Annotated in this window: 21 protein-coding genes; 13 read left to right on the top strand and 8 right to left on the bottom strand. The window is 71.3% G+C overall.

All coding sequences use genetic code 11. The features are described 5' to 3' along the window. Positions 1 to 179 precede the first annotated feature (179 nt). The gene (locus AC1DP1_RS09435) at positions 180 to 1427 is read left to right on the top strand and encodes an MFS transporter (protein ID WP_477506646.1); all 1248 of its coding nucleotides are present in this window, start codon (positions 180 to 182) and stop codon (positions 1425 to 1427) included. Between the two features lie 152 nt (positions 1428 to 1579). Continuing rightward, entirely contained in the window at positions 1580 to 1738 is a 159-nt protein-coding gene (locus tag AC1DP1_RS09430; RefSeq protein WP_300050248.1) for a hypothetical protein, read from the top strand. 17 nt (positions 1739 to 1755) lie between these two features. Here the strand turns inward: AC1DP1_RS09430 and AC1DP1_RS09425 are convergent, their stop codons facing one another. Beyond that, positions 1756 to 3006, bottom strand: coding sequence for a lipase family protein (locus tag AC1DP1_RS09425; RefSeq protein ID WP_477506645.1), 1251 nt, complete (start codon positions 3004 to 3006; stop codon positions 1756 to 1758). 90 nt (positions 3007 to 3096) lie between these two features. Further along, positions 3097 to 4161, bottom strand: coding sequence for a tryptophan--tRNA ligase (gene trpS / locus AC1DP1_RS09420; protein ID WP_457186214.1), 1065 nt, complete (start codon positions 4159 to 4161; stop codon positions 3097 to 3099). Between the two features lie 51 nt (positions 4162 to 4212). Between trpS and AC1DP1_RS09415 the strand changes: the two genes are divergently transcribed. The 3 genes from AC1DP1_RS09415 (at position 4213) to AC1DP1_RS09405 (ending at position 6919) form a co-directional block, all read left to right on the top strand. Continuing rightward, positions 4213 to 4722: a 2'-5' RNA ligase family protein gene (locus AC1DP1_RS09415; RefSeq protein ID WP_477506644.1), complete on the top strand. Its 510-nt coding sequence runs from the start codon at positions 4213 to 4215 to the stop codon at positions 4720 to 4722. Between the two features lie 4 nt (positions 4723 to 4726). Further along, a complete protein-coding gene (locus AC1DP1_RS09410) occupies positions 4727 to 5788 on the top strand; it encodes a YihY/virulence factor BrkB family protein (RefSeq protein WP_477506643.1) in 1062 nt (353 codons plus the stop codon). 189 nt (positions 5789 to 5977) lie between these two features. Next, positions 5978 to 6919: a hypothetical protein gene (locus AC1DP1_RS09405; protein WP_477506642.1), complete on the top strand. Its 942-nt coding sequence runs from the start codon at positions 5978 to 5980 to the stop codon at positions 6917 to 6919. A gap of 130 nt (positions 6920 to 7049) precedes the next feature. Here AC1DP1_RS09405 and AC1DP1_RS09400 read toward each other — a convergent pair whose 3' ends face one another. The 3 genes from AC1DP1_RS09400 to AC1DP1_RS09390 all read right to left on the bottom strand — a co-directional run bounded on the left by AC1DP1_RS09400 (position 7050) and on the right by AC1DP1_RS09390 (position 10657). Next, complete coding sequence (locus tag AC1DP1_RS09400) at positions 7050 to 7793, bottom strand: succinate dehydrogenase/fumarate reductase iron-sulfur subunit (protein WP_477506641.1); 744 nt, start codon at positions 7791 to 7793, stop codon at positions 7050 to 7052. An 88-nt stretch (positions 7794 to 7881) separates the two neighbouring features. Further along, complete coding sequence (locus tag AC1DP1_RS09395; protein WP_457186216.1) at positions 7882 to 9903, bottom strand: fumarate reductase/succinate dehydrogenase flavoprotein subunit; 2022 nt, start codon at positions 9901 to 9903, stop codon at positions 7882 to 7884. A 40-nt stretch (positions 9904 to 9943) separates the two neighbouring features. Beyond that, positions 9944 to 10657, bottom strand: a complete 714-nt coding sequence (locus tag AC1DP1_RS09390; protein ID WP_457185992.1) for a succinate dehydrogenase cytochrome b subunit — start codon at positions 10655 to 10657, stop codon at positions 9944 to 9946. A gap of 156 nt (positions 10658 to 10813) precedes the next feature. Here AC1DP1_RS09390 and AC1DP1_RS09385 point away from each other — a divergent pair, with 156 nt between their 5' ends. From AC1DP1_RS09385 to AC1DP1_RS09370, 4 genes are read left to right on the top strand one after another with little or no spacing between them, the layout of a single operon-like run. Next, positions 10814 to 11635, top strand: coding sequence for a hypothetical protein (locus tag AC1DP1_RS09385; RefSeq protein WP_477506640.1), 822 nt, complete (start codon positions 10814 to 10816; stop codon positions 11633 to 11635). A 19-nt stretch (positions 11636 to 11654) separates the two neighbouring features. Further along, the gene (locus tag AC1DP1_RS09380) at positions 11655 to 13514 is read left to right on the top strand and encodes a fumarate reductase/succinate dehydrogenase flavoprotein subunit (RefSeq protein ID WP_477506639.1); all 1860 of its coding nucleotides are present in this window, start codon (positions 11655 to 11657) and stop codon (positions 13512 to 13514) included. Further along, entirely contained in the window at positions 13514 to 14290 is a 777-nt protein-coding gene (locus tag AC1DP1_RS09375) for a succinate dehydrogenase/fumarate reductase iron-sulfur subunit (RefSeq protein ID WP_300050273.1), read from the top strand. The genes AC1DP1_RS09380 and AC1DP1_RS09375 overlap by 1 nt, the downstream gene beginning before the upstream one ends. 15 nt (positions 14291 to 14305) lie before the next feature. After that, positions 14306 to 15055 (top strand): glycoside hydrolase family 16 protein, encoded by a 750-nt coding sequence (locus tag AC1DP1_RS09370; RefSeq protein ID WP_477506638.1) that lies wholly within the window; start codon positions 14306 to 14308, stop codon positions 15053 to 15055. A gap of 1 nt (position 15056) precedes the next feature. Here the strand turns inward: AC1DP1_RS09370 and AC1DP1_RS09365 are convergent, their stop codons facing one another. Then, complete coding sequence (locus tag AC1DP1_RS09365) at positions 15057 to 16268, bottom strand: hypothetical protein (RefSeq protein ID WP_477506637.1); 1212 nt, start codon at positions 16266 to 16268, stop codon at positions 15057 to 15059. Positions 16269 to 16416: 148 nt separating this feature from the next. Between AC1DP1_RS09365 and AC1DP1_RS09360 the strand changes: the two genes are divergently transcribed. From AC1DP1_RS09360 to AC1DP1_RS09345, 4 genes are all read left to right on the top strand, one after another. Further along, positions 16417 to 18237 carry a methylmalonyl-CoA mutase family protein gene (locus tag AC1DP1_RS09360; protein WP_477506636.1) on the top strand — a complete coding sequence of 607 codons (1821 nt, stop codon included), beginning with the start codon at positions 16417 to 16419 and terminating at the stop codon, positions 18235 to 18237. After that, positions 18234 to 20411 (top strand): methylmalonyl-CoA mutase, encoded by a 2178-nt coding sequence (scpA, locus tag AC1DP1_RS09355; protein WP_477506635.1) that lies wholly within the window; start codon positions 18234 to 18236, stop codon positions 20409 to 20411. Before AC1DP1_RS09360 ends, scpA begins: the two co-directional genes overlap by 4 nt. Beyond that, positions 20411 to 21400: a methylmalonyl Co-A mutase-associated GTPase MeaB gene (gene meaB / locus AC1DP1_RS09350; protein ID WP_477506634.1), complete on the top strand. Its 990-nt coding sequence runs from the start codon at positions 20411 to 20413 to the stop codon at positions 21398 to 21400. Before scpA ends, meaB begins: the two co-directional genes overlap by 1 nt. A gap of 81 nt (positions 21401 to 21481) precedes the next feature. Then, on the top strand, positions 21482 to 22669 hold the full coding sequence (locus AC1DP1_RS09345; RefSeq protein ID WP_477506633.1) for an amidohydrolase: 1188 nt from the start codon (positions 21482 to 21484) through the stop codon (positions 22667 to 22669). A gap of 4 nt (positions 22670 to 22673) precedes the next feature. Here AC1DP1_RS09345 and AC1DP1_RS09340 read toward each other — a convergent pair whose 3' ends face one another. Both AC1DP1_RS09340 and AC1DP1_RS09335 read right to left on the bottom strand, forming a co-directional pair. After that, a complete protein-coding gene (locus tag AC1DP1_RS09340; protein ID WP_477506632.1) occupies positions 22674 to 23828 on the bottom strand; it encodes a sensor histidine kinase in 1155 nt (384 codons plus the stop codon). An 83-nt stretch (positions 23829 to 23911) separates the two neighbouring features. Continuing rightward, the gene (locus AC1DP1_RS09335) at positions 23912 to 24559 is read right to left on the bottom strand and encodes a FadR/GntR family transcriptional regulator (RefSeq protein WP_477506631.1); all 648 of its coding nucleotides are present in this window, start codon (positions 24557 to 24559) and stop codon (positions 23912 to 23914) included. Positions 24560 to 24564: the final 5 nt, after the last annotated feature.

The following is a 24564-nucleotide window of genomic DNA, read 5'->3' as shown; positions in this document are numbered from 1 at the left end:
GCACGACGGCGACATGACCACGGGAGAGCAGGGGCTGCCGCGCGCGCCCCTGCTCTCCTCGGTCTGGCTGGTCCTCGGCAACCTCCTGCCCCCGTGGGCGGAGTGATCCCGCCCACGAAACGCCGTGGCCGACGGTGCCAAGGGAACAAAACCGGCTCCGTCCCTCCTTGCGCCAGGTGATGACGACGACCGCCGAGACCTCTGCCCTGCCCGCCGACCCCTTGTCGGCCGACCTCGACGTCCCGTCGGTGACCGCCCGCCACTTCGGCCTGGCGGTGCTCGCGCTCGCGATGGGCGGCTTCGCCATCGGCACCACCGAGTTCGTCACGATGGGGCTGCTGCCGCAGATCTCCAGCGGCGTCGACGTCTCGATCCCGACCGGCGGCCACGTCATCTCGGCGTACGCCGTCGGGGTGGTCGTCGGCGCGCCGGTGCTGGCCTTCCTCGGCGCCCGTCTCCCGCGGCGCGGCCTCCTGGTGGCCCTGATGGCTGCCTTCGCGGTCGGCAACGGCCTGAGCGCGCTCGCGAACTCCTACGAGCAGCTGATGGTGGCCCGCTTCGCCGCCGGGCTGCCGCACGGCGCCTACTTCGGGGTCGCCTCCCTCGTGGCGGCGAGCATGGCCCGGCCCTCGCGCAAGGGCCGCGCGGTTGCCTTGGTGATGCTCGGGCTCTCGGTCGCCAACGTGATCGGCGTACCCGCCGCCACGGTGCTCGGCCAGGAGCTGGGCTGGCGTGCCGCCTACTGGGCCGCCGGCGGACTCGCGGTGGTGACCCTCGCCCTCGTCGTGTGGTTCGTGCCGTCCTGCCCCGGAGACCCCGGGGCGAGCGGTCGCCGCGAGCTGTCGGCGTTCCGGGTGCCGCAGGTGTGGCTGACCCTGCTGGCCGGCGCTGTCGGCTTCGGCGGCATGTTCGCCGTCTACTCCTACATCGCGCCCGTCGTCACCGACGTCGCCGGACTGGGGGAGCGGTCGGTCGCGGTCTTCCTGCTGGCGTTCGGCCTCGGCATGGTCGCCGGCACCGGGCTCGCCGGGATCATGGCCGACTGGTCGATCTTCCGCTCGCTCATCATCGGCGGCGTCGGCATGGCCGCCACGATGCTGGCCTTCTGGGTCGCCGCCCCGCACGGCTGGGCCGCCCTGCCCGTCGTCTTCCTCATCACGACGCTCGGCTCGGTGCTGGTCGTCAACCTCCAGCTGCGGCTGATGGACGTGGCCGGCGACGCCCAGACCCTCGGCGCCGCGATGAACCATGCCTCGCTCAACATCGCCAACGCGCTCGGCGCGTGGCTCGGGGGGCTCGTCATCGCCGCGGGCTGGGGACTCCGCGCCCCGGCCCTCGTCGGGCTCGGCCTCTCCATCGCCGGGGTGGCCATCCTGCTGCTCTCGGCCGCGCTCCACGTGCGCCAGCGGGACGCCGTATTCGCCTGATCTGCGCTGCCTTGCGCGCAGAACCGTGCACGCCTTTTCCGACGATGTTGCGTGGTGTTAACACGGGCGGAACTGTTGCGTAGCCCAGGCTTGTAACGATCCAATCCATGAAGGGCGGGTCAGCCGCCACAGGATCTCCGGATGGGGGAGTCATGGACGAGGACAAGATCGCGCGCCAGATGGAGCGCCGCCGCCAGCTGGCCGACCGCAACGTGGGAGCGGTGGTCGACCTGCTGAGGCGACGCGAGGAGCTGAAGGGCATCTACCCCGCGGCCGACCTGGTCGCCGAGAACGTCGGCTGGGCCGTGTGAGCCGGCCGGCCTGAGCCTCAGAGCGACCAGCAGTTGCCGATCTGGGGCAGGCCGGCGAAGCGGGCCTCGAAGAACGGCAGCGCCTCGGCCAGGTGCGGCACCATGCCGCCGACGTGGAGCGGCGCGACGTTGGTCGAGAAGCGGACGTCGGCCCCGGCAGCGCACCACGATCGCGCCATCGCCCGGCCGACGCCGTAGGGGATGGTGTCGTCCAGTGCGGAGTGGGTGACCAGCACCGGCACCCTCGGCCTGATGGTGCCGATGCGCTGCGACTCGATGATCGAGGCGAACGGCTCCTGCTTCATCAGCTCCGACATCGGCCGGCCGTCCGCGCTCAACGTCGAGGACCGCACGAAGGCGTTGTCGAGCAGGTCGAAGACACAGTCCTGCTCGACACCGTCCATCGCCGCGCGGCCGGCGGCGTTGAGGTACGGCGTCAGGTCGACGTCGTGGCTGGCGGCCAGTCCGCGGAGGGCGAAGAAGGCGAACGCCGAGAACAGCCCGCCGTCGAGGTTGGTGGCCACCTTGGCGAGGTCGGCCGGCACCGCGCCGACGACCGCGCCGCGCACCCGGAGGTCGGGGGYGTAGGTGGGGGCGAGCTCGACGGCGGACGCGGCCGCACCACCGCCCTGGGAGTAGCCCATCAGGCCGACCGGGCTGGTGCTGCTGAGCCCGGTGCCGGTCAGGCGCTGCGCAGCGCGTACGACGTCCAGCGTGGCGCGACCCTGCGAGACCCGGTCCATGTAGGTGTGGATGCCGCCGGTGCCGAGACCCTCGTAGTCGGGCATCGCCACCGCGTAGCCGCGCAGCAGCAGGCCCTCGATGCCGATGCCCTCGTACTCGATGCCCTCCGAGAACTGGCGGGAGGGGGCGCACCGGTCGGCCATGCCCTGCGTGCCCGGCGCGTAGCCGATGACCGGCCGCGAGCCGACGCCGACCCATGGCGAGCTGGGCACCAGGACGGTGCCGGAGACGGCGATGGCCGTGCCGCGGCGGTTGGTGGTCGTGTAGAGCACCCGCTGGGCGTTGCGGACCAGGCTCGTCGCGTCGAGCGGGTCGAGCAGGAACGTCATCCGCTCGCTGCGGATGACGGCCCCGTTGCCGCTGGGCAGGGTCGCGGGGGCCGCGTAGAACGCGGGCCGGGGCGGCTCGTCGACGACGGCGTGCGCCGGCGTCGTACCGACCGCGGCGCCGATCGTGGCGGTGAGCAGGACGGCGAGCGGGGCGACGAGCAAAGTGCTCGCGCGGCAGAGCGCGGTGACGTGCATGGCGGTTCCCTCCTGGGCTGGACCCGGACCAGCCGATGAGGGGAACCTACTGGTGTCACATCGCTCGTCAGTGTGACCTGCGTCACGCCGTCAGGCCCAGCCGTAGACCATGCCCATCGCCGCGCGGACCTCGTCGAGGGTCGCCTCGGCGACCTCGTTGGCCTTGGCGTTGCCGCGGCGGAGGACCTCGTCGAGGTAGCCGGGATCGGCCTCGAGCTCGGCGCGTCGGGCGCGGAGCGGGGCGAGCTCGGTGTTGATGGCGTCGGTCAGGCGACCCTTGAGCGCGCCGCCGCCGCCGTCGCCGATCTCCTCGGCGACCGCCGCCGGGTCGACGCCCTCGCAGAGGCCGATGAGGGTCAGCAGGTTGGCGACCTCGGGCCGGGCGTCGGGGTCATAGGTGATGACCCGGTCGCTGTCGGTCTTGGCGCCCTTGAGCTTCTTGGCGGTCTCGTCGGCGGTCATCCGCAGCTCGACCACGTTGCCCTTGGACTTGCTCATCTTGGTGCCGTCGGTGCCGAGGATCAGCGGCGCCTCGGACAGCAGCGCACCCGGCTCCGGGAACACGGCGGCGTACCTGTCGTTGAAGCGGCGCGCGACGACACGGGTCTGCTCGAGGTGGGGGAGCTGGTCGCGACCGACGGGGACGACGTTGGCCTTGCAGAACAGGATGTCCGCGGCCTGGTGGACGGGGTAGGTGAGCAGCAGCCCACCGATCGAGGTGATGCCCGCCGACTTGGCCTCGTCCTTGACGGTGGGGTTGCGCTGCAGCTCGGCCACGCTGACCAGGCTGAGGAACGGCAGCATCAGCTGGTTGAGCGCGGGCACCGAGGAGTGCGTGAAGATCGTCGCCTTCTCGGGGTCGAGGCCCGCGGCGATGTTGTCGACCAGCAGGTTGCGCACGTTGCCGGCGATGTCGCCGGCGACCTCGCGGTCGGTGATCACCTGGTAGTCCGCGATCAGCTGCCAGATCTCGGCGCCGCTGTCCTGGAGGCGGAGGCGGTTGCGGATCGAGCCGAAGTAGTGGCCGATGTGCAACGCCCCGGTCGGACGGTCCCCGGTCAGCATGCGCAGCGAGGCCGGGTCCTTCGCCATCTGCTCCTCGATGGCGTCGCTGCGAGCCTGTGCGGCGCGGAAGGTGTCACTCACGCGGTCGATCCTTTCACGGGGGCGATCGGCGCCGCGATCGGGTTCTGTAGGGTTTCGGAGGTGCCCACCATCGGAGTAGCGATCGCGATTCCCGAGCCCTGGGCGAGCGAGCTCCAGGACTACCGGACCAGCGTCGGCGACACGACGGCGACGCAGATCCCCACCCACATCACTCTGGTGCCGCCGACCGAGGTGCCGGGCGCCGACCTCCAGGCCGTGTGCGCGCACCTGACCGAGGCGGCGTCCTCCGTCCCGCGGTTCGACATCCACCTGCGCGGCACCGGCACGTTCCGCCCGGTCTCGCCGGTCGTGTTCGTCACCCTGGCCGAGGGGATCTCGGGCTGCGAGGTGCTCGCGGGCGCCGTACGACAGGGGCCGCTCGAGGTCGAGCTGCACTACCCCTACCACCCGCACGTCACCATCGCCCACCACCTCGACGACCAGACGCTCGACCGGGCGTTCGCGGAGCTCGCCGAGTTCGAGTGCCGCTTCTCCGTCGGCGAGTTCAGCCTCTACGTCCACGACTCCGACACCGGCTGGCGGGCCACCGACCACTTCGCGCTGGGCTGACCGGGTGTCCGTCCTCGACAGCGTGAAGCAGCGCGTCTCCGACCTCCGCGAGCGGCGTCCGGTCGTCGACCACCTCGTGCGCGCCCTGGAGCACTACGGACAGGTCAACGGCAGCGCGCTCGCGGCCGCGGTGACCTATTTCGCCTTCCTGTCGTTCTTCCCGATCCTCGCGCTCGCCTTCGCGATCTTCGGCCAGGTCACGAAGGTCTACGAGGACGCCCAGGACACCCTGGTCGACGCGGCCAACTCCGTCCTCCCCGGCCTCGTCGGCGGCGAGAGCGGGGTCCCGCTCGATACCCTGCAGGCCGCGGCCCCAGGGATCTTCAGCGTCGGCATCGTCCTCACCCTCTACTCCGGCCTGGGGTGGCTCTCGGGCATGCGCTCCGCGCTGATGGCGATCTTCGAGGAGCCCGAGCGCGAGCAGCCCAGCTTCCTCGTCGGCAAGCTGCGCGACGTGCTCGCCCTCATGGCGCTCGGCTCGGTGCTCGTCGCGAGCGTGGCGGTGTCCGGCGTCGCGACCAAGGTGCTTACCCCGATCATGGAGGCGCTCGACCTGGGCGTGGTCGCGGAGGGCTTCCTCTGGGTGCTGGCCCTGTGCCTGGGCCTGGCGGCCAGCACACTGCTCTTCTTCGCCTTCTTCCGCCTGCTCGCGCAGCCGAACACCCCCAGCCGGTCGCTGTGGTCCGGCTCGTTCCTGGGGGCCGTCGTGTTCGAGGTCCTCAAGCAGCTCTCCACCTTCCTGCTCAAGGCCACGGCCAACTCCGAGGCGTTCCAGGCCTTCGGCATCGCGCTCATCCTGATGGTGTGGATCAACTACACCTCCCGCGTCGTCGTCCTCTCCGCTGCGTGGGCCCACACCTCGCCCGAGGCGCGCGCCCTCCGCGACGCGAACCGGGTCGCCGACCAGATGCCCGAGGGACCCCGCATCGACCTCGCCGCGGCAGCGCCCGGCGTACGCTCCGCCTCGGCTGCCTCCTCCTCTCCTGCCTCCTCCCCGAAGGCCGCCTTCGCAGCCGGCGCCGCCGCGATGCTCGGGCTCGTCGCCCTCCTCCGCCGGCGGAGCTGACGCCCGCTCGCTCGCCGCCGCCCGAGCGGTGCGTGAGACACGTTTTCGCGCCGGAGAACATGTCCTGCTCACCGCTCGAACGCTGATTGAGGGCCGCCAGCCGTCCCCCGCCGCGCCTGCTCGGGCGCTGTCCACAGGCCGGGTGCAGACCAAGCCTGTCGGTGGCTCGTCTCGTGGCTCGATGGCTGCATGTACGCCGTTCCCGACGACTTCCTGCACCGCCCGTTCAGCCGCGCCGAGGCGATCGAGGCGGGCATCACGCGAGGCGTCCTGCAGGGCAGTCAGTTCCGGCGGGTGTACGACGGCGTGTACTGCCACCGTGATCACGAGCCGTCCTTCCCTGATCGCATCGCTGCCGCGCGGCTGGCCCTGCCGCCAGGTGCCCTCACGACCGGAGTGACCCGGTTGCAGGAGCTCGGCGTCGACGTGGGTCCCCGGTCGCCCCTGCACTTCGTCGTCGAGGGCGATCACCACCTCTCGATCGACGGCATCTTCCTGCACCGGACGGTCAAGATCCCACCTCACGACGGCTGCGGCGTCAGTGTCGAGGCCGCCTTCGTGGCCTTCTGCGCCGAGGCGCGGCTGATCGACGCGATCAAGGTCGGGAGCTTCCTGCTACACCGAGGTGAGCTCGAGGCGAGCCTGCTCGACGAGCTCCTGACGGAGGAGAGGTGGCGGCGCGGCGTGCCGGAGACGTCGTACGTGCTGCCGTTCCTCGACGGGCGCTGCCGCTCGATGCCGGAGGCGGAGGTGCTGGCGTACGTCGTCTTCGCCGGACTCCTGGTCCCGGAGGTCAACGAGAAGGTGGTCCTCCGCGACGGGACCGAGCTGACCCCCGACCTGTGGTTCCGCGGCTTCGAGCTCGCGGTGGAGTACGAGGGCAGCCAGCACCAGGAGGACCGGCGGCAGTACAACGCCGACATCGACCGGTACGCCGCCTACCGCCGGAACGGGGTCGCCTACGAGCTCATCACCAAGGAGCGGCTTCGAGGCCCGCGCCGGATGGTGCGACGGATCCACGCCACGCTGGTCGAGCGGGGTTACACCGGTCCGCCGCCGGACTTCGGACCGACGTGGGAGTCGTTGTTCCAACCGCTGTCCCGGCTGGTCGGTCGACGACGCCGTCCATAGCGGTGAGTAGGACATGTTCTGACAAGCGAGAACGCGTCCTACTCACCGCTCGAAGCAGCGACACACCGCCAGGAGACGCCGACGAGGGCCGGGGAGACCCCCGGCCCTCGTCGGTGCAGCAGTACGTCGCTCAGTGACCGTGCTTGATCGCGGTGCGCAGGTCCCTGTTGAGCTGCGAGATCACGTCGAGCGGGATCTCCTTGGGGCAGGCCGCGGTGCAGGCGCCGATGTTGGTGCAGCCGCCGAAGCCCTCGTGGTCGTGCTGGGCGACCATGTTGACCACGCGCTCGTCGCGCTCGGGCTGGCCCTGGGGGAGCAGGCCGAGGTGGGTGACCTTGGCGCCCATGAAGAGCGAGGCCGAGCCGTTGGGACAGGCGGCGACGCAGGCGCCGCAGCCGATGCAGGTCGCGACGTTGAAGGCGCGGTCGGCGTCGTCCTTGGGGACCGGCACCGAGTGGGCCTCCGGGGCCGAGCCGGTGTTGACCGAGACGTAGCCGCCGGCCTGGATGATCCGGTCGAAGGCCCCGCGGTCGACGACGAGGTCCTTGACGACCGGGAAGGCGTCGGAGCGCCACGGCTCGATCGTGATCGTCTCGCCGTCGCTGAACGAGCGCATGTGGAGCTGGCAGGTCGTGGTGACCTCCGGGCCGTGCGCGTCGCCGTTGATCATCAGGCCGCACATGCCGCAGATGCCCTCGCGGCAGTCGGAGTCGAACGCGATCGGGTCCTCGCCCTGGTCGTTGAGCTGCTCGTTGAGCACGTCGAGCATCTCGAGGAACGACATGTCGGGGGAGACGTCGGCCAGCTGGTAGGTGTGCATCGCACCGGCGGTGACGGCGTCAGGCTGACGCCAGATCTTCAACGTCAAGTTCATCGGTTGGTCCTTGTGAGTGTCGGGGTCCCCGCGGCGTCGTCGAGCGGGGGAGCGGAGCGGAGGAGCGAGAGAACGTCGTGGGGTGACATCACTTGTAGCTCCGCTGCTTCATCTCGATGGCCGTGTAGGTGAGGTCTTCCTTGTGCAGGACGGGCCGCTCGTCGAGGCCGGCCCACTCCCAGGCGGAGACGTAGGCGAACTCGTCGTCGTGCCGCAGCGCCTCGCCGTCCTCGGTCTGCGACTCGCCACGGAAGTGGCCGCCGCAGGACTCGCGCCGGTTGAGCGCGTCGATGCACATCAGCTCGCCGAGCTCGAAGAAGTCGGCCACGCGGCCGGCCTTCTCGAGCGACTGGTTGAGCGACTCGCTGGTGCCGAGCACCTTGACGTTGCGGTAGAAGTCGTCGCGCAGGCCGCGGATCAGGTCGATCGCCTTCTTCAGGCCGGGCTCCGTGCGCTCCATGCCGCAGTACTCCCACATGATGTTGCCGAGCTCGCGGTGGTACGAGTCGACGCTGCGGGTGCCGTTGACCGTCAGGAAGTGGTCGATGCGCTCCGTGACCGACGTACGTGCCTCGACAACCGCTGGGTGGTCCTCGGCGATGGCCTCGAACGGGCCGTCGGCGAGGTAGTCGCGGATCGTGTGGGGCAGCACGAAGTAGCCGTCGGCGAGGCCCTGCATCAGCGCCGAGGCACCGAGGCGGTTGGCGCCGTGGTCGGAGAAGTTGGCCTCACCCGTGACGAACAGGCCGGGGATCGTGGACTGCAGGTCGTAGTCGACCCATAGGCCGCCCATCACGTAGTGCACGGCCGGGTAGATCCGCATCGGCACCGAGTAGGGGTCCTCGCCGGTGATGCGGGCGTACATGTCGAAGAGGTTGCCGTACTTGTTGGCGACGGCGTCGCGGCCGAGGCGGTCGATCGCGTCGGCGAAGTCGAGGTAGACGCCACGTCGTACGCCCTCCACCTCGGGGCCGACCCCACGACCCTCGTCGCAGACGTTCTTCGCGGCCCGGGAGGCGATGTCGCGGGGGACCAGGTTGCCGAAGGAGGGGTAGATCCGCTCCAGGTAGTAGTCGCGGTCCTCCTCGGCGATGTCGCGCGGGTCCTTGTCGCAGTCGGCCTGGTTCTTCGGCACCCAGATGCGGCCGTCGTTGCGCAGCGACTCCGACATCAGCGTCAGCTTGGACTGGTGCGAGCCGGAGACGGGGATGCAGGTCGGGTGGATCTGCGTGTAGCAGGGGTTGGCCATGTAGGCGCCCTTGCGGTGCGCACGCCACGCAGCGGTGACGTTGGAGCCCATCGCGTTGGTGGACAGGTAGAACACGTTGCCGTAGCCGCCGGAGGCGAGCACGACGACGTCGGCGAGGTGGGTCTGGACCTCACCGGTGACCATGTCGCGGGCGATGATGCCGCGGGCCTTGCCGTCCGCGACGATCAGCTCGAGCATCTCGTGGCGGGTGAACATCGACACCGTGCCGGCTGCGATCTGGCGCTCGAGGGCCTGGTACGCGCCGATCAGCAGCTGCTGGCCGGTCTGGCCTCGGGCGTAGAAGGTGCGCGAGACCTGCACGCCGCCGAAGGAGCGGTTGTCGAGCAGGCCGCCGTACTCGCGGGCGAACGGGACGCCCTGCGCGACGCACTGGTCGATGATGTTGGTGCTGACCTCGGCGAGGCGGTAGACGTTGGACTCCCGCGAGCGGTAGTCGCCGCCCTTCACGGTGTCGTAGAAGAGGCGGTGGACGGAGTCGCCGTCCTCCTTGTAGTTCTTCGCGGCGTTGATGCCGCCCTGCGCGGCGATCGAGTGCGCGCGGCGCGGGGAGTCCTGGTAGCAGAACGTCTTGACGTTGTAGCCGGCCTCGCCGAGCGTGGCCGCCGCCGAGGCGCCGGCCAGGCCGGTGCCGACGATGATGATCGAGAGCTTGCGGCGGTTGGCCGGGTTGACGAGGCGGGCCTCGAACTTCCGGTTCTGCCAGCGGTCCGCGATGGGGCCCGAGGGCGCCTTCCCGTCGACCAGCGGCTCGCCCGGCGTGTAGTAGTCGATGGCGTCGTCGTACTCGCCGTCGAGCGCCCCCGAGGGCGAGGCCTCCGTCGCGGTGACGGTGTCGGGCATGTCCATGTCGTGGCTGTCGTGGCTCACGTGCGGTGACCCCTTACTTGGTGATGATGCCCGCGAGCACGGCGAGCGGGACGAGTGAGAAGCCGACCGAGACGATCAGCGCGATGACGAAGCCGAAGACCTTGGCGCGCTGGCGCTTGGCCGCGGTGCCGGTCCAGCCGAGGGTCTGCGCGGCGCTCCAGATGCCGTGGTGGAGGTGCGCGCCGAGGGCGAGCATCGCGACGATGTAGATCAGCGTCATCCACCACAGGTCGAAGGTGTCGACCATCAGGAGGTAGGGGTCGTTGGTCGCGCCCCCCTGCGGGTTGACCTTGCCGATGGTGAAGTTGAGCAGGTGCCAGATCAGGAAGACCAGGATCGTCACGCCGCCCCAGCGCATCATCAGGCTGGCCCGCGTCGCGCCGGTGTCCTTCTTCATGACGTACTTGGTGGTGCGGGCACGAGCCGCGCGGCGCCACAGCACGACGGCGCAGTAGACGTGCACCACCAGGGACAGGATCAGGCCCAGTCGCAGGATCCAGAGCGCGCCCTCGTGCGGCAGCATCGGCTCGCCGAGCACGCGCAGGTGGTGGGCGTACTCGTTGAACGCGTGGTGTCCGGCGAACGCCTTGAGGTTGCCGTACATGTGCGCGAGCACGAAGCCGAGGAAGATGAAGCCGCTGACCGCCATGCCCAGCTTGAGCGCGATGGTGGTGCGCGAGGCCCGCGCGCCCTTCACGAGCCGAGGGGGATTGAGTTGGGTTGCCACGCGGCCACGTTATCGCGGCGCTGCGACGCACGACGCGCCGAGGGCGTGTGACGTTTTGCTGGGCGCGGTGTCTTCCGCTCAGGCGTGACACAGGTCATAGTCGGGACCGTCGTCCGGGACCGCCTCCCGGATTGCCGGGACCTTCACGGAGGACGCATGGCGACAACCGACCACGGCGTGACCAGTCCGACCCGCGCGCGCATCGACGCGCGGACGTTGCGCCAGGACCGGTGGTGGCTCTCGCCCCTGACGACGTTCGTCGTGTTCTCGGCGTTCGTCGTCTACGCGACGGTCCGCGCCTTCATGGGCCGTGACTACTACGCCACGCCCTACCTGTCGCCGTTCTACTCCCCGTGCCTGGGCGACTGCGTGGAGGGCGCCTCCGACTTCGGCCAGCCGTTCGCGTGGTGGCCGCTGTCCGCGGCGCTGATCATCCTGATCTTCCCGCTCGGCTTCCGGATGACCTGCTACTACTACCGCAAGGCCTACTACCGCGCGTTCTGGCTGAGCCCGCCCGCGTGCGGCGTCGCCGAGCCCCACGGGTCCTACTCCGGCGAGACGCGGTTCCCGCTGATCCTGCAGAACGTCCACCGCTGGTTCTGGTACGCCGCCGTGCTGGTCGGTCTGGTGCTCACCTTCGACACGGTCCTGGCCTTCCGGCCGATGCCGGCGGAGTACGCCGTCGGCGACGGGGAGACCAGCGGCATCCACATGGGCCTCGGCACGCTGCTGATGATCGCCAACATCACCTTCATCTGGCTCTACACGCTGTCGTGCCACTCGTGCCGCCACCTCGTCGGCGGGCGGTTGCGGCACTTCTCCAAGCACCCGGTGCGCTACCGGCTGTGGACCTGGGTGTCACGGCTCAACACCAGCCACGGCAAGTGGGCGTGGTACTCGCTGTTCTCGGTCGCGATCGTCGACTTCTACATCTTCCTGCTCGCCACCGGCAGGATCCAGGACGTGAGGTTCTTTTGAACCACCCGGAAGGCTTCCGATGATCAACGAATCCAGGCATCCGATGACCGGCAACGAGATGTCCTACTACGCCGAGGGCGGCATCGAGCGCCACCGGTACGACGTCGTGGTGGTCGGCGCCGGTGGGGCGGGCCTGCGGGCCGCGATCGCCGCGCACGAGGCGGGCGCGGAGACCGCGATCGTGTGCAAGTCGCTGCTCGGCAAGGCGCACACGGTGATGGCCGAGGGCGGCATCGCGGCGGCGATGGGCAACCGGTGGCCGGAGGACAACTGGGAGGTCCACTTCCGCGACACCATGCGCGGCGGGAAGATGCTCAACCACTGGCGGATGGCGCAGCTGCACGCCCAGGAGGCGCCCGAGCGGGTGATGGAGCTCGAGGACTGGGGGGCCCTGTTCGACCGCACCGAGGACGGGCTGATCAGCCAGCGCGACTTCGGCGGCCACAAGTACGCCCGGCTCGCCCACGTCGGCGACCGCACCGGCCTCGAGATGATCCGCACGCTGCAGCAGCGCGCGGTGCAGGTCGGGATCGACGTCTTCATGGAGTGCACCGTCACCGACCTGCTGAAGGACGATGCCGGCGCCCTCTCCGGCGTCTTCGGCTACTGGCGCGAGACCGGCCGGTTCGTGACGATCGAGGCCCCGGCGGTCGTGCTCGCCACCGGCGGGATCGGCAAGTCGTTCAAGGTCACCTCCAACTCGTGGGAGTACACCGGTGACGGCCACGCGCTGGCGCTGCGGGCCGGTGCGTCCCTGATCAACATGGAGTTCGTGCAGTTCCACCCGACCGGGATGGTCTGGCCGCCGTCGGTGAAGGGGCTGCTGGTCACCGAGTCCGTGCGCGGCGACGGGGGCGTGCTGAAGAACTCCGAGGGCAAGCGATTCATGTTCGACTACATCCCCGACTTCTTCCGGGCGGAGACCGCTGACACCGAGGAGGAGGCGGACCGCTGGTACGACGACAAGAAGAACAACCGCCGCCCGCCCGAGCTGCTGCCGCGCGACGAGGTCGCGCGGGCCATCAACTCCGAGATCAAGGCGGGTCGTGGATCACCGCACGGCGGGATCTACCTCGACATCGCCTCGCGCCGCGACGCCGACTTCATCCGCAAGCGGCTGCCGTCGATGTACCACCAGTTCAAGGAGCTCGCGGACGTCGACATCACCCAGGAGCCGATGGAGATCGGACCCACCTGCCACTACGTCATGGGCGGCATCGAGGTCGACCCCGACACCGAGCTCAGCTCGGTCACCGGCCTCTACGCGGTCGGCGAGTGCTCGGGCGGGATGCACGGCTCCAACCGGCTGGGCGGCAACAGCCTCTCCGACCTGCTGGTCTTCGGCCGGCGCGCCGGCGAGGCGTCAGCGGCGTACGTCGCCGGCCTTGCGCAGCGACCCGAGATCACCGACGAGTCGGTCCGGGCCGGTGAGTGGTCGGCGCTGACGCCGTTCCAGGTCGAGGGGGGTGACAACCCCTACACGATCCAGCAGGAGCTCCAGCAGACGATGAACGACCTGGTCGGCATCATCCGCACCGCCGAGGAGCTCGAGCAGGCGCTGGTGCGGATCGAGGAGCTCAAGCAGCGGGCGCAGCAGATGTCGGTGGAGGGCCACCGGCAGTACAACCCCGGCTGGCACCTCGCCCTCGACCTGCGCAACATGCTGGTCGTCTCGGAGTCGATCGCGAAGGCGGCCCTCGCGCGGCAGGAGTCCCGCGGGGGGCACACGCGCGACGACTTCCCCGCGACCGACCACGAGGTGTGGGGCCACAAGAACCTCGTCGTCCGCCTCGACGACGCCGGCACCGGCGTGACCCTCGCCGAGCAGGCGCTGCCCGAGATGCCCGACGAGCTCAAGACGTACTTCGAGGAGACCTGATGGCCTACGACCTGAAGCTGCGTGTCTGGCGCGGAGACATCGAGGGCGGTGAGCTCACCGACTACACCGTCGAGGTGTCCGAGGGGGAGGTGGTCCTCGACGCGCTCCACCGGCTCCAGGCCACCCAGACCGGCGACCTCGCGATCCGCTGGAACTGCAAGGCCGGCAAGTGCGGCTCGTGCAGCGCGGAGATCAACGGCCGTCCGCGACTGCTCTGCATGACCCGGCTCTCAGACTTCGAGCCGTCCGAGACGATCACGGTCACGCCGATGCGGACGTTCCCGGTGATCCGCGACCTCGTCACCGACGTGTCGTTCAACTACCGCAAGGCCCGCGAGCTGCCGTACGCCGAGCTGGGTCCCCGTGACGCCGACGGCAAGCGGCGGATGGCGCAGGTCGACGTCGAGCGCGGCCAGGAGTTCCGCAAGTGCATCGAGTGCTTCCTGTGCCAGGACGTCTGCCACGTCGTGCGTGACCACGAGGACAACAAGCAGCACTTCGCCGGACCGCGCTTCTTCATCCGCTACGCCGAGCTCGACATGCACCCGCTCGACACCCACGACCGTCGCGCGCTCGCGCAGGGCGCGGCGGGCCTGGGGATGTGCAACATCACCAAGTGCTGCACGGAGGTGTGCCCGGAGGGCATCCGCATCACGGACAACGCGATCATCCCGATGAAGGAGCGCGTGGTCGACCGCAAGTACGACCCGCTCGTGTGGCTCGGCAACAAGATCGGGATGCGCAACAAGGACAACGAGGGCCGCACGGAGGTCTGAGCGGAGGGTTGAGGCGTGTTCCGCGACGACTTCGACGGCGAGGATCTCGACCGGTCGGTCTGGGTGCCGCACTACCTGCCGGCGTGGAGCTCACGCGCGGCGACGCTCGCGAGCCACCGGCTCGAGGACAGCCGTCTCGTGCTCGACGTCCCCGTCGACCACCCCCTCTGGTGCCCGGACGACCACGCCCCGCCGCTGCGTGTCTCCGGCATCCAGTCGGGCAGCTGGTCGGGACCGGTCGGCACCAGCCGCGGACAGCAGCGGTTCGCCGACGGCCTGACGGTCAAGGAGGAGCAGCCGCGCTTCGAGGGGTGGCTGCCGATCTCCGGACATGTCGAGATCCGGTGCGCGATGGACCTGTCGCCCCGCTCGATGGCCGCCCTGTGGATGGCGGGGTTCGAGGACGACGAGGAGCAGCTGCGCTGCGGCGAGCTCTGCGTCGTCGAGGTCTTCGGCAACGCGTTGCGGCCGGGCTCCGCCGAGGTGGGCGTGGGCATCAAGGCGTTCCGCGACCCGGCCCTCGCCCAGGACTTCGCGGCTCCCAGGGTCGACGTCGACGTGTCTGTGTCCCACACCTACGCGGTCGACTGGGACGCCGACGTGGCGGTGTTCACCGTCGATGGGACCGAGCTGCGTCGATGCCCGCGCCCGCCGACGTACCCGATGCAGCTCATGGTCGCGGTCTTCGACTTCCCGGGCGACTCCACCGGTGACGACGACCACCTGGTGCCCCGACTGGTCGTCGACCACGTCGCCGGGTGGTAGGTCACCAGCGCGACGTCGGCGAGGTCCGCTGCACGTAGAGGCTCGAGGCGCGCGCCACGAGCGGGTGCCGGTCGGCGTGGTGGACGGCCCGCTTGCGCACCCAGAACCCGCCGGCCCGGAGCTGGCTGGTCAGCACCTCGGCGGGCCCCGGCAGTCGACCCTCGCGCTCGACGAACGCGCGCCGGTAGCGGCGGAACAGCTTCCCGTGGTCGAGGGCCACCGACACCAGCGCCGCACGCGTGGCGGCGAGCAGCTCGGCGTCCGTGACGACGTCGAGGGCGGGGCCGGTGGCCGCGACATCTGCCGGCACGAGGTCGGACAGGTCGCCGTGGACGGCGAGGTCGCGGCGTCCGAGCTCGGCCGCCAGACGTTCGCCGTACGACCGCGTCCATGCGAGGTGCTCGGGCGGCAGCTCCAGCGGCCGGGTGGTCGCTCCGGCGAGCCGTGACCGGATGCCGGCCTCGATCACGAACCGGTGCTGGGTGGCGTTGAACGTCCCGCCCACCGCCTCGTTGAGCCGGCGCACCACCTCGAGCTCGGCCGCGCCCAGCGAGACGTTGCGGACGACCTGGCGCTCGCCGGGCCAGCCGGCGGGGAGGTCCGCCGCGGCGGCGAAGCGGGTCAGGAGGGCGGTGCCCGGTGTGCCCCGTGGCGGCACGGTGACCAACCGGATCCGCTCGGCCGGCACCGCCGCCGACCAGGTGTCGACCACGCGGAGGAGGTCGTGGCGCCAGTGGAAGGACACGCCTTCGCTCGGGGGCGCGCCCTCCTGTCCCCGCACTGACGCCACGAAGTCTGCCCAGGTGGTGGCGCCGCCGTTGACGATCGTCTGCTGCCAGGCCGACACCAGCGTTCGCGCCATGTCGCGCGCACCGATCACGACGTGCACCCGGTGGCCCGCGAGCGCACGCACCAGCCGACGCACCTGGCGCGGTCGCGCCAGGGACAGCTCCTCCTCGGAGACGACCACGGTCGGACCGTCGTGGGAGTCGACGAGGTCGACCAGCCGGCCCAGCGCCCCGGCGGCCTCGCCGCGCTGCTCGCCGCCCACACGTTGGCCGAGCAGGTCGTAGGCCGCGAGACGCTGGGCACGGTGGCCCCCCGGGAAGAGCACCCCCGCGGCGGCGAGCTGCTCCGCCGTGGCCGCGAGGGCGCCCTGGATCGTGGTCGTCCCTGTCTTGTAGAGACCCACGTGGAGGAAGACGTCCGGCATGACGACGACGCTAGGAACCAGCGGCGGCGTGCACATGGGGCCGACGTCCCGGCCGGCCGGGAATCTCCGGCACGTCGGCCGGGACGGTGACCTATCCCATAGCCGGCGCCAGTGACCCTCGCCACTGTGCGGGCCTATCCTGCGCAGCATGACCGACCTCCCTGGTGGCCTCGACGGTGGACTCGACGAGCCCGAGGAGCTGCAGCCCGCGGAGGGCTCCCTCCGGCTCGTCGGCGACGGCGACACGTACGACGCAGCGGCGTGGGAGGCGGCCACGGCCGCCGTGCTGCGCAAGGCCCGCCGCCTCGGTGACGACGCGCCCGACTCCGACGTCTGGGCGGCCCTGAGCCGGACGACGCTCGACGGCATCGACGTCGCCCCGATCGGGCAGCCCTCCGACCTCGACGGGCTCACCACCTCGGGGCGACCGTCGCGCACCGGTGCGTGGGACGTGCGGACGCAGGTCGAGGTCGTCGACGCGAAGGCCGCCAACGAGGCGGTGCTGCATGACCTCGAGAACGGCGCCACGTCGCTCGCGCTGCACCTCTCCGAGGCGACGGAGCACGACTGGGCCACGCTGCTCGACGGCGTGCTGCTCGACCTGGCGCCCGTCGTCCTCGACCGTCCCTCGACCGAGCAGGTGGAGGCCTTCGCCGACTTCCTGGAGGGCGTGGAGGGTGCGCTGCACCCCGCCACGAACCTCTCCTTCGACCTCCAGACGATCGAGATGCTGCCCTCCCGGGTGCGCGAGGACGGCGTCACGGCTCGCGACCTGTTCGCGCCGGTCGCGCGTCGCGGCTTCCAGCTCGGCGTCCGCGCGCTGGTGGTCGACGGCACGGCGCTGCACGACGAGGGAGCCAGCGACGCGCAGGAGCTGGGCTGGGCCATGGCGACCGGCGTCGCCTACCTCCGCCTCCTCGCCGACGCCGGCTTCTCCGCCGAGCACGGCGCGCGACTGGTCGAGTTCCGCCTCGCGGCCACCGACGAGCAGTTCCCGACCATCGCCAAGCTTCGGGCGGCGCGCCGGCTGTGGGCCCGCGTGCTCGAGGCGTCCGGTGCCACCGGCGAGATGGCGCTGCACGCGGTCACGAGCCGGCCGATGACCAGCAAGCAGGACCCCTGGGTCAACATGCTGCGCGGCACGATCGCCGCCTTCGCCGCCGGGGTCGGGGGCGCCGACGCGGTCACGGTCGTCCCGTTCGACGAGCGGCTCGGGGCGCCCGACGCGTTCGGCCGCCGGATCGCCCGCAACACCTCCTCGCTCCTGATCGAGGAGTCGCACGTCGCCGCGGTCACCGACCCGGCCGGCGGCTCCTACGCCGTGGAGAAGCTCACCGACGACCTCGCCGTCGCCGGCTGGGCCGAGCTCGGCCGCATCGAGGCGGCCGGTGGAGCGCTCGCCGACGAGGCCCGCGCCGGGGTCAAGGAGCGTTCCCGGGCGGTCCGCGCCGCCCGCGACGCCCAGGTGGCTGACCGCTCCCGCCCACTCACCGGCGTCTCGGAGTTCCCGAACCTCGGCGAGGTGCTGCCCGAGCGCGAGGACATGCCGCACCGCTACGCCCGCCACTACGACTGGGCCTTCCAGGACATGCGGACCGAGCCCGCCGAGCGCCCGGTCTTCCTCGCCACGATGGGCCCGATCGCCGCGCACACCGCGCGCGCCACCTTCGCCACCAACCTGTTCGCCGCCGGCGGTGTCGCCGTCGAGGCCGCCGGAGCGACCGCCGACGTCGCCTCGGTGCTCGAGGCCTACGCGGGCCAGCCCGTCGTGTGCCTCGCGGGCCCCGACGCGGCCTACGCCGAGTGGGGCGCCGACCTCGTAGCGGCGCTGCGCGCGGCAGGGGCGTCGTACGTCGTCCTGGCCGGGAAGCCGGGGGAGCGGACCGTCACGGACGTGGACGACTCGTGTGCCGTGGGAGTCGATGCGCTCGGCTTCCTCGGCCGGATCCGAGAGGAGCTCGCCCGATGAGCATCCCGAAGAACTTCGCCGACGTCCCTCTCAGCGAGGGTCTCGTGACAGGACGGCGTCCCTCCTCGACCAGCGAGGGGACGCCGTGGAGCAGCCCGGAGGGGATCGACGTCCTCCCGGTCTACGGCCCCGAGCACCTCGAGGGCCTCGACGGCCTCGACACGTGGCCGGGCCTCGCGCCGTTCCTGCGCGGCCCCTACCCGACGATGTACACCACCCAGCCGTGGACGGTCCGGCAGTACGCCGGCTTCTCGACGGCCGAGGAGTCCAACGCGTTCTACCGCCGCAACCTCGCGGCGGGCCAGAAGGGCCTGAGCGTCGCCTTCGACCTCGCCACCCACCGCGGCTACGACTCCGACCACCCGCGGGTGCGCGGCGACGTCGGCATGGCGGGCGTGGCGATCGACTCGATCTACGACACCCGCACGCTCTTCGACGGCATCCCCCTCGACGAGATGTCGGTGTCGATGACGATGAACGGCGCCGTGCTGCCCGTGCTCGCGCTCTACATCGCGGCGGCCGAGGAGCAGGGGGTGAAGCCGGAGCAGCTGGCGGGGACCATCCAGAACGACATCCTCAAGGAGTTCATGGTCCGCAACACCTACATCTACCCGCCGTCGCCGAGCATGAGGATCATCAGCGACATCTTCGCGTTCACCTCGCAGAAGATGCCGCGCTTCAACTCCATCTCGATCTCCGGCTACCACATCCAGGAGGCCGGGGCGACGGCCGACCTCGAGCTGGCGTACACGCTCGCGGACGGTGTGGAGTACATCCGCGCCGGCCTCGACACGGGCATGACGATCGACCAGTTCGCGCCGCGGCTGTCGTTCTTCTGGGCGATCGGCATGAACTTCTTCATGGAGGTCGCGAAGATGCGCGCGGCCCGCGCGCTGTGGGCTCGGCTGGTCGACGACTTCGAGCCGCAGAACCCCAAGTCGCGGTCGCTGCGCACGCACAGCCAGACCTCGGGCTGGTCGCTGACCGCGCAGGACGTCTTCAACAACGTGGGCCGCACCTGCATCGAGGCGATGGCCGCGACTCAGGGCCACACGCAGTCGCTGCACACCAACGCGCTCGACGAGGCGATCGCGCTCCCGACCGACTTCTCGGCGCGCATCGCCCGCAACACCCAGCTGCTGCTGCAGCAGGAGAGCGGCACCACGCAGGTCATCGACCCGTGGGCCGGCTCCTACTACGTCGAGAAGCTCACCCACGACCTCGCCGAGCGCGCCTGGGCCCACATCCAGGAGGCCGAGCGGGCCGGGGGCATGGCCGCGGCGATCGAGCAGGGCATCCCCAAGATGCGCATCGAGGAGGCGGCCGCCCGCACCCAGGCACGCATCGACTCGGGGGCGCAGAAGGTCATCGGCGTCAACACCTACCGCCTCGCCGCCGAGGACAAGCTCGACGTGCTGCGCGTCGACAACGACGACGTCTACCGCCAGCAGGTGGCCAAGCTCGAGCGGCTGCGTGCCGAGCGCGACGACGACGCCGTACGCCGCTCCCTGGACGCGCTGACGGCCTCCGCCGAGCGCGGCCCGGTCGGCGGCGGCTCCCTGGAGGGCAACCTCCTGGCGCTGGCCGTCGACGCGGCCCGCGCCAAGGCGACCGTCGGGGAGATCTCCGACGCGCTGGAGAAGGTCTACGGCCGCCACCAGGCGGTGATCCGTACGATCAGCGGCGTGTACCGCGACGAGGCAGGCGCCGCCGAGGGCAGTGCCGTCGCCGCCGTGCTGGAGGCGACCGAGGAGTTCGAGGCGGAGGAGGGGCGCCGCCCGCGCATCCTCGTGGCCAAGATGGGCCAGGACGGCCACGACCGCGGTCAGAAGGTCGTGGTCACCGCCTTCGCCGACCTCGGCTTCGACGTCGACGTGGGGCCGCTGTTCTCCACGCCCGAGGAGGTCGCCCAGCAGGCGATCGACGCCGACGTGCACATCGTCGGTGTCTCCTCGCTGGCCGCCGGCCACCTGACCCTGCTGCCGGCGCTCAAGCAGGCGCTGGCCGACCAGGGCCGGCCCGACATCATGATCGTGATCGGCGGCGTCATCCCGCCCGACGACGTGGCGACGCTGCGCGAGATGGGAGCCGCGGCGGTCTTCCTGCCGGGCACCGTCATCGCGGAGTCGGCCCTCGACCTGATCGCGCGCCTGCGGCAACAGCACGCCGGCTGATGCCGCGGCCGATCGACGTCCCCGAGCTGGTCGCGGGGGTGCGCGCGGGCCAGCGGGCCGCGGTCGCGCGCGCCATCACCCTCGTGGAGTCGTCGCGTCCCGAGCACCGCACGGCCGCGCGCGAGCTGCTCACCGAGCTCGCGGCGGCCGAGCGACCGATGGCGACCCGCGTCGGCATCTCGGGCGTCCCCGGCGTCGGGAAGTCGACGTTCATCGAGGCGCTCGGCACCCGGCTGACCGGTGCGGGCCACCGCGTCGGCGTGCTCGCCGTCGACCCCTCGTCGGTGCGCACCGGCGGCTCGGTGCTCGGCGACAAGACCCGCATGGCGACGCTGTCGGTCGACCCCGACGCCTTCATCCGACCCTCGCCCTCGGCCGGCACGCTGGGCGGCGTGGCCCGGGCGACCAGCCAGGCGATGCTGGTGCTCGAGGCGGCGGCGTACGACGTCGTGCTCGTCGAGACGGTCGGCGTGGGGCAGTCCGAGATCACCGTCGCCGGGATGGTCGACACGTTCCTGTTCCTCACCCTCGCCCGCACCGGCGACCAGCTGCAGGGCATCAAGAAGGGCATCCTCGAGATCGCCGACGTGGTGGCGGTCAACAAGGCCGACGGCGAGCACGAGACCGACGCCCGCGTGGCCGCGCGCGAGCTGTCCGGTGCGCTGCGCWTGGTCCGCGGGCACGCCGAGTGGGCCCCGCCCGTCGTCACCTGCTCCGCGCTGACCGGCGCCGGGGTCGACGACGTGTGGCACCGCGTGGGGGCGCACCGCGAGCACCTCGGTGTCGACGGCCTGGCCCACAAGCGCGCGGGGCAGCAGCTCGAGTTCACCTGGGCCCTGGTGCGCGACGAGCTCGACCAGCGGCTGCGCTCCTCGCCGGGGGTCGCCGCGGTGCGCGACGACGTACGACGTGCCGTGCTGTCCGGTGAGCTGCCGGCGCCGCTGGCCGCGGACCGGCTGCTCGCGGCGTACGACGGACGCACGACCTAGGCGTACCGCCGGCTCGCGGGCCGTCCCGAGCCGTGCGCAACCGGCCCGGGGGAGGGGCCGCGCCCGTAGACTGGGTCGGTCATGCCACCCGAACTCCCTGCCACCCACGTCATCGCCGAGGTCGTCGACAAGTACGCCGACGAGCTCGTCGCCCTCCGCCGCGACCTCCACGCCCACCCCGAGCTGAGCTGGGCCGAGGAGCGCACCTCCGACGCGGTCGTGACCGCGCTGGAAGGAGTGGGCTGGACGGTGCGGCGACCCGAGGGCGGCGGGGTGCTGGCCGAGATCGGCCACGGTGGCCGGTTGGTCGCCCTGCGCGCCGACCTCGACGCGCTGCCGGTGGACGACCTCATCTCGGACCCGTGGCGGAGCACCAGCCCCGGAGTCGCCCACGCCTGCGGCCACGACGTCCACACGGCCGGGCTCGTCGGGGCAGGGCTCGCGCTGGGGGAGGTCTCCGCCCGCGGCCTGCTCCCCGGACGCGTACGACTGTTGTTCCAGCCCGCCGAGGAGGTCATGCCCGGTGGAGCGCTGCAGCTGATCTCCGCCGGTGCGCTCGAGGGTGTCTCCCACGTCTTCGGACTGCACTGCGACCCGAGCCTCGACGTCGGCCGCCTCGGCCTGCGCGAGGGCCCGCTCACCGGTGCCGCCGACGCGCTGACCGTGCGGCTGATCGGCAAGGGCGGCCACACCTCGCGGCCGCACCTCACGGAGGACCTCACCTTCGCCCTGGGCAAGGTCATCACCGAGCTCCCCGCGATCCTGAGCCGCCGTCTCGACCCTCGTGCGGGCGTCAGTGTCGTCTGGGGCATGGTGCGCGCGGGCTCGGCCCACAACGTCATCCCGCACGGCGGCGTGGTGGCCGGCACGGTCCGCATGCTCGACGCGGTCGCCTGGGCCGACGCCGAGCACCTGATCCGCCAGCTGATCACCTCCATCGTGGCGCCCTACAGCGTGACCGCCGAGGTGACCTACCAGCGCGGCGTGCCGCCGGTGGTCAACCACGCGGAGTCCACCCGCCTGCTCGGCACCGCGGTCGAGAACGTCCTGGGCCCGCACGGCCACGTCTCCACCGCGCAGAGCCTCGGTGGCGAGGACTTCGGGTGGTACCTCGACTCCGTCCCCGGGGCGATGGCCCGCCTCGGCACCCGCACGCCCGGCGGACCGACGTACGACCTCCACCAGGGCAACCTCCGCATCGACGAGGCGGCCACCGGCATCGCGGCCCGCGTGCTCGCCGAGGCCGCGGTGACGGCGCTCAGCGACTGACGCGTCAGGCGGGCGGCAGCGGCAGGCCGAAGGTGAAGGTGCTGCCCTCGCCGAGGGTGGACTCGACGCCGAGGTGACCGCTCATCAGGTCGACCAGCTCGCGGCAGATCGCCAGGCCGAGTCCGACACCGAGGCGGTCGCCCGCGGACTGCGGGTCGGCCTGGACGAACGGGTCGAAGAGCGTGCGGAGGTCCTCGTCCGCGATCCCGATCCCGGTGTCGCGGACGCGGACGTCCACCCAGCTGCCGACGCCCGGGCCGTCCACCGAGCAGGGGCGGCCGCTGACGCGCACGTCGACCGAGCCGTGCTCGGTGTAGGCGATGGCGTTCTGGACGAGGTTGGTGACGACCTGCGTGATGCGCCGGGTGTCGCCGAGGCCGGTCGCGGGGACCCCCTCGTCCACGGCCAGGGTGATGGCGAGACCCTGCGACTCGGCGAGCGGGACCGCCCACGACGCCACGTCGTCGATGATCGCGCGCAGGTCGACCGGAACCCTCCGCAGCACGGTCTGGCGCGCCTCGAGCCCGGAGAACTCCAGGATCTCCTGCACCAGGTGCATGAGGCGCTCGCCGGAGCGGTGCACGATCCGGGCGAAGTGCTCGGGCTCGGGCGGCAGGTCGGTGTCGATCAGCAGCTCGGACGCGCCCACCAGCGCGGCGAGCGGCGTACGGACCTCGTGGCTCACGGTGGCCAGGAAGAGCGTCTTGGCGGCGTTGGCCTCCTCGAGCTCGCGCAGCACGCGCTTGGCCTCGGTGACGTCCTCGGTGACCCCGTGCACGCCGACGACCTCGTCGCCGATGATGACCGGGATGGCCGTGCAGCGGATGTCGACGACCTCGCCGTCGATGCGCACGACCCGCGCCTCGACCACCTGCGGATCACCCGCCATGGCACGGTCGAAGCCGTCCTGGATGAGGTGCAGGTCCTCGGGGTGGATGACCTGCCCGAAGTGGGTCTGGCGCATCTCCTCGAGGCTCAGCCCGGTCATCTCGAGCGACCGCGCGTTGGCGTCGGTGAAGTAGCCCCGCGGGTCGACCGAGTAGGTGGCGTGGGGGTGGTGGGTGAACATCGAGGAGTAGCGCTCGCTGCTCTGGTCACGGGCGCCCTCCCCAAGGGCCTCTCCCGCGGGCCAGGAGCGCTCGCCGTCGTGGGAAACCATCAGAACCTCCGAGTGTCCGTCGGGTGCAGGGCACCGTACCCCGATCCGACGACCCCGGATGCACCGGGCGGGGGGCTGCCGCGTCAGTGCATGAAGGGGTCGAAGATCGACCGGACGAGAGCGGACGCGCGGTCCGCGTCCCCCTCGGCGACCGCCTCGACGAGGTCGTGGTGGTGGCGGTGCGACGCGGCGTCGTCCCCGGACTCCTCGTGGCGCATGTGGCTCGCGAAGACGTCCGTCATGCTCGAGTAGAGCTGCAGGTAGAGAGGGTTGTGCGTCGCCGCCACGATCGCGCGGTGCAGCGCGAGGTCCGCACCTGCCCGTACGTCGGGGTCGTCGGACGACCAGCTCTCCTCGCGCTGGTTCCTCAGCTCGCGGAGCTGCTCGATGTCGGCGTCCGTGCGTCGCAGCGCCGCGAGCGAGGCGGCGGTGCTGTCGAGTGCCAGGCGCAGCTCGAGGTAGTGGTGCCTGCTGCCGCCGGCCAGCTGCCGGGCGAGCGACCCGCTGAGCTCGGAGGTCGAGATCACGAACGTGCCGCGGCCCTGCTCCCGGCTGAGGAGACCCGCGTGGACGAGCGACTGCAACGCCTCCCGGACGGTGTTCCGGCCGGCTCCGAAGGCCGCCACCAGGTCGGCCTCGACGGGGATCCGCTCGCCGACCGGCCACCGGCCGGAGGTGATCTCCTCCTGGAAGAGCGCGGCGACCTGGTCGATCAGCCCCACTCGACGCACCGGCG

The sequence above is a fragment of the Nocardioides sp. P4_G10 genome (assembly GCF_056401175.1).
Note: the sequence above shows the minus strand (reverse complement) of the source record. Positions and strands in the feature narration are given on the sequence as shown.

What these genes read in the sequence shown, in the direction of transcription:
- AC1DP1_RS09435 (WP_477506646.1), top strand. Translation starts at nt 180, where the DNA reads ATGACGACGACCGCCGAGACCTCTGCCCTGCCCGCCGACCCCTTGTCG.
- AC1DP1_RS09430 (WP_300050248.1), top strand. Translation starts at nt 1,580, where the DNA reads ATGGACGAGGACAAGATCGCGCGCCAGATGGAGCGCCGCCGCCAGCTG.
- AC1DP1_RS09405 (WP_477506642.1), top strand. Translation starts at nt 5,978, where the DNA reads ATGTACGCCGTTCCCGACGACTTCCTGCACCGCCCGTTCAGCCGCGCC.
- AC1DP1_RS09400 (WP_477506641.1), bottom strand. Translation starts at nt 7,793, where the DNA reads ATGAACTTGACGTTGAAGATCTGGCGTCAGCCTGACGCCGTCACCGCC.
- AC1DP1_RS09395 (WP_457186216.1), bottom strand. Translation starts at nt 9,903, where the DNA reads ATGCCCGACACCGTCACCGCGACGGAGGCCTCGCCCTCGGGGGCGCTC.
- AC1DP1_RS09385 (WP_477506640.1), top strand. Translation starts at nt 10,814, where the DNA reads ATGGCGACAACCGACCACGGCGTGACCAGTCCGACCCGCGCGCGCATC.
- AC1DP1_RS09380 (WP_477506639.1), top strand. Translation starts at nt 11,655, where the DNA reads ATGATCAACGAATCCAGGCATCCGATGACCGGCAACGAGATGTCCTAC.
- AC1DP1_RS09375 (WP_300050273.1), top strand. Translation starts at nt 13,514, where the DNA reads ATGGCCTACGACCTGAAGCTGCGTGTCTGGCGCGGAGACATCGAGGGC.
- AC1DP1_RS09365 (WP_477506637.1), bottom strand. Translation starts at nt 16,268, where the DNA reads ATGCCGGACGTCTTCCTCCACGTGGGTCTCTACAAGACAGGGACGACC.
- AC1DP1_RS09360 (WP_477506636.1), top strand. Translation starts at nt 16,417, where the DNA reads ATGACCGACCTCCCTGGTGGCCTCGACGGTGGACTCGACGAGCCCGAG.
- scpA (WP_477506635.1), top strand. Translation starts at nt 18,234, where the DNA reads ATGAGCATCCCGAAGAACTTCGCCGACGTCCCTCTCAGCGAGGGTCTC.
- AC1DP1_RS09345 (WP_477506633.1), top strand. Translation starts at nt 21,482, where the DNA reads ATGCCACCCGAACTCCCTGCCACCCACGTCATCGCCGAGGTCGTCGAC.
- AC1DP1_RS09340 (WP_477506632.1), bottom strand. Translation starts at nt 23,828, where the DNA reads ATGGTTTCCCACGACGGCGAGCGCTCCTGGCCCGCGGGAGAGGCCCTT.